The organism is uncultured Brevundimonas sp., from assembly GCF_937870815.1.
Lineage (GTDB): Bacteria > Pseudomonadota > Alphaproteobacteria > Caulobacterales > Caulobacteraceae > Brevundimonas.
This window is the reverse complement of the sequence record NZ_CALMZS010000143.1, coordinates 1-3,758: the sequence shown is the minus strand read 5'-3', so window position 1 is coordinate 3,758 and position 3,758 is coordinate 1. Positions and strand designations below refer to the sequence as shown.

6 protein-coding genes are annotated in these 3,758 nt (G+C 68.9%); all 6 read left to right on the top strand.

Features of this window, described 5'->3' with window-relative positions:
* Positions 1–300 (top strand): ATP cone domain-containing protein (locus Q0588_RS09510; RefSeq protein WP_298745716.1); only part of this gene is annotated, 300 nt, incomplete at its 5' end.
* The gene (locus Q0588_RS09505) at positions 300–1,013 is read left to right on the top strand and encodes a RibD family protein (RefSeq protein ID WP_298745715.1); all 714 of its coding nucleotides are present in this window, start codon (positions 300–302) and stop codon (positions 1,011–1,013) included. The genes Q0588_RS09510 and Q0588_RS09505, both read left to right, overlap by 1 nt.
* On the top strand, positions 1,013–1,603 hold the full coding sequence (locus tag Q0588_RS09500; protein WP_298745714.1) for a riboflavin synthase: 591 nt from the start codon (positions 1,013–1,015) through the stop codon (positions 1,601–1,603). The genes Q0588_RS09505 and Q0588_RS09500 overlap by 1 nt, the downstream gene beginning before the upstream one ends.
* On the top strand, positions 1,603–2,763 hold the full coding sequence (gene ribB / locus Q0588_RS09495) for a 3,4-dihydroxy-2-butanone-4-phosphate synthase (RefSeq protein WP_298745713.1): 1,161 nt from the start codon (positions 1,603–1,605) through the stop codon (positions 2,761–2,763). The genes Q0588_RS09500 and ribB overlap by 1 nt, the downstream gene beginning before the upstream one ends.
* Positions 2,760–3,221, top strand: coding sequence for a 6,7-dimethyl-8-ribityllumazine synthase (gene ribH / locus Q0588_RS09490; RefSeq protein ID WP_298745717.1), 462 nt, complete (start codon positions 2,760–2,762; stop codon positions 3,219–3,221). Before ribB ends, ribH begins: the two co-directional genes overlap by 4 nt.
* On the top strand, positions 3,218–3,745 hold the full coding sequence (nusB, locus tag Q0588_RS09485) for a transcription antitermination factor NusB (RefSeq protein WP_298745712.1): 528 nt from the start codon (positions 3,218–3,220) through the stop codon (positions 3,743–3,745). The genes ribH and nusB overlap by 4 nt, the downstream gene beginning before the upstream one ends.
* Positions 3,746–3,758 lie beyond the last annotated feature (13 nt).

Below are 3,758 nucleotides of genomic sequence, written 5' to 3'. Positions count from 1 at the left end.
CGCAACGGCCGCCGCACCCCGTTCGACCGCGACAAGCTGGAGCGCTCGCTGACCGTCGCCCTGCGCAAGCGGCCGGTTCAGGCCGAACAGGTCGAACAGCTGGTCAGCCGCATCACCCGCCAGCTGGAAAGCCTCGGCGAGACCGAGATCCCGTCCTCGACCGTCGGCGACTTCATCATGAAGGCGCTGAAGTCGGTCGATGAGGTGGCCTATGTCCGATACGCCTCGGTCTACAGGGATTTCCGCCATACCGGCGACTTCGCCCGCTTCCTCGGCGACGAGGGTCTGGACGAAAGCTGATGCGCGTCACCCTGAAGCTGGCGACCTCGCTGGACGGACGCATCGCCACGGCCTCGGGCGAGAGCCGGTGGATTACGGGCGAAGAGGCGCGACAGCAGGTCCATCGCTTGCGCGCGACACATCAAGCTGTGCTGATTGGCGTGGAGACGGCGATCGCGGACGATCCACAGCTGACGGTGCGGCTGCCGGGCTATCTCGGTTTTCAGCCGATCCGCGTCGTGCTGGACAGCCGGCAGCGGTTGCCGCTTGATTCCCACCTTGTGCGTGAAGCGCACCGTCTGCCCACCGTCATCGTCACGACCCGCTCCGCCCATGCGGATTTGATGTCCGCGGGGGTGACCGTCCTGACTGTGTCCGAGCGTGAAGGGCGGGTCGATCCGGACGCGGCGCTGATCATTCTCGAGGACTATCTGAAGGCGGCCGGCGCCGAAAAACTGAAGGACCTGAGCAAGGGCGGCGGTTCGGCGACCGCCGCGTCCGACTGGCGTCCCGCCTTGCTGGTCGAGGGCGGCGGGCAGGTGGCGGCCAGCTTTCTGGCGGCCGGGCTGATCGACGCCATCGAATGGTTTCGCGCCCCGATCGTGTTGGGCGACGAGGGCCGGCCCGCGGTCGGAGACTTCGTGCTGGACCGGTTGGCCGACGCCCCGCGCTTCCGCCGCCTTGCGGTCGAGCCTTGCGGCGACGATCTGTGGGAGCGCTACGAGAGGCTCTGATGTTCACCGGGATCGTCACTGACATTGGCAAGGTGCGTAAGGTCGAGCAGACCGAGCGCGATAGCCGCTACGAGATCGAGACCCGCTGGGACACGGCGGGCATCGACCTCGGCGCCTCGATCAGCCACGCCGGCTGCTGCCTGACGGTCACCGAAAAGGGCCCCGGCTGGTTCGCGGTCGAGGTCTCGGGCGAGACCCTGTCGAAGACCACTCTCGGCGGCTGGCGCGAAGGCGATCCGGTCAATCTGGAGCGAGCCGCGAAACTGGGCGACGAACTGGGCGGTCATATCGTCTCGGGCCATGTCGACGGCCTGGGCCGGGTCGTCTCGGTGACGCCGGAAGGCGGTTCGCACCGGATCGACATCGAGGCCCCGGCGCCGCTGCACCGCTTCATCGCGCCCAAGGGCTCCGTCACGGTCGATGGCGTGTCGCTGACGGTGAACGCCGTCGACGGCGCGGTCTTCGGCCTGAACGTCATTCCCCACACCCGGGAGGCCACGACGCTGGGCGGACTGAAAGCCGGCGACGCGGTCAATCTGGAGATCGACATGCTGGCGCGATACCTCGCGCGGTGGCAGGAGACGGCGTGATGCAATTGGCCGCGCCAAAAAACATGGAAAATGGGAACGACAGCCCGATCAGCCCCATCGAGGACATCCTCGAGGACGCCCGCAACGGCAAGCCCTACATCCTCGTCGACGCCGAGGACCGGGAGAACGAGGGCGACATCATCATTCCGGCCCAGTTCGCCACGCCGGACCAGATCAATTTCATGGCCCGCCACGCGCGCGGCCTGATCTGCCTCGCCATCACCGCCGACCGCGCCCGCCAGCTGCGCCTGCCGCCGATGGCCGCCGAGAACCGCGAGAGCATGGGCACGGCCTTCACCGTCTCGATCGAGGCGCGGGAGGGCGTCACCACCGGCATATCCGCCGCGGACCGGGCTCGCACCGTCCAGGTGGCGGCGGACCCGGCCCGGGGCGCCGACGACATCGTCTCGCCGGGCCACGTCTTCCCGCTGGTCGCCCGCGACGGCGGCGTGCTGGTCCGCACGGGCCATACCGAGGCGGCGGTCGATATCTCCCGCATGGCCGGGCTGACGCCCGCGGGGGTCATCTGCGAGATCATGAACGACGACGGCTCGATGGCGCGGATGCCCGATCTGGTCGCCTTCGCCCAGCTGCACGGACTGAAGATCGGCGCCATCGCCGATCTGATCGCCTACCGCCGCCGCACCGAACGCTATGTCGAGCGGGTCGTGGACACGCCGTTCGACAGCGTCCACGGCGGACCGTTCCGGTTGATGCTGTACCGGAACACCATCGAGGGCGCCGAACACATCGCCCTGGTGAAGGGCAAGGTCGAACCCGGTCGGCCGACCCTGGTGCGAATGCACCAGGTGGATTTCGCCGCCGACATCCTCGGCCACGTCGAGGCGCGCCAGAACTATGTGCCCCAGGCCCTGAAGGCGATCAGCGCGCACGACGGCGCCGGGGTCACCGTCTTCCTGCGCGACCCGGAGCTGCACGGGCTGGCCGAGCGGCTGTCGGGCGTCGAGAAGCCCGCGGGGGTCGATCGTTCGATCCGCAACTACGGCGTCGGGGCCCAGATCCTGCTCGATCTCGGCGTGCGCGACATGATCGTGATGAGTTCGACCCGCCCCAACCCCGCCGCGCTTGAAGGCTACGGCCTGCGTATCGTCGGCTGGCGCGACATGGCCAATTCCTGGGACGGAGAAGACCAATCCTGAGCGATCCCGCCCGCGTTCTCATCGTCGAGGCGCGCTTCTATGACGACCTTGCCGACGTCCTGCTGGAAGGGGCGAAGGACGCCCTGCGCGCCCGGGGCGCGACCTTTGACGTCGTTTCGGTGCCCGGCGCGCTCGAGGTCCCGACCGCCATCGCCCTGGCGGAGGAGGCCGGGCGCTTCCCGACCGCGCCCCGTTATGACGGCTATGTCGCCCTCGGCTGCGTCATCCGCGGCGAGACCTATCATTTCGAGATCGTCTCGGATCAATCCGCGGCGGCCCTGAGCAGCCTCGGCCTCAAGGGGCTGATCATCGGCAACGGCATCCTGACCACGGAGGACGAGGACCAGGCCTGGGCCCGGGCGCGGATCAGCGAGGGCGACAAGGGCGGCGGCGCGGCGCGCGCCTGTCTGGACCTCATTGCCTTGCGCAAGCGGCTGCGCGTAGGACTGGGCGCGTGACCGAACCCGCCAGCCTCCAGTCCGTGCTCGAGCAACTCGCCGAGGCCGAAAAGCAGCGCGCCGAGCCGCAGCTGACCAGCCGCCAGCGGCGCGCCCGCACGGTCGCGCGCCTCGCGGCGGTGCAGGCCCTGTACCAGATGGAGTTGGCCGGCGAGGGCGTGGACACGGTCATCGCCGAATTCTCCAACCACCGCTTCGACTCCGACATGGAAGGCGAGCCCCTGGCCGAGGCCGACGAAGCGTATTTCGCGGAGATCGTGCGCGGCGTGGTCGGGAGCCAGCGCGACATCGACACGGCGGTGAAGGCCCGGCTGGCGTCGAACTGGCGGCTGGAGCGGCTCGATTCCACCCTGCGGGCCCTGCTGCGCGCCGGAGCCTGGGAGCTGCGCGACCGTCAGGATGTGCCGCGCGAGATCGTCATCGATGAGTATGTCGAACTGGCCAAGGCCTTCTTCGACGCCGCCGAGGCGAAATTCGTCAACGCGGCCCTGGACGGCGTGGCCCGGGACGCCCGCGCTTCCTGATGGCCGGGGTCGA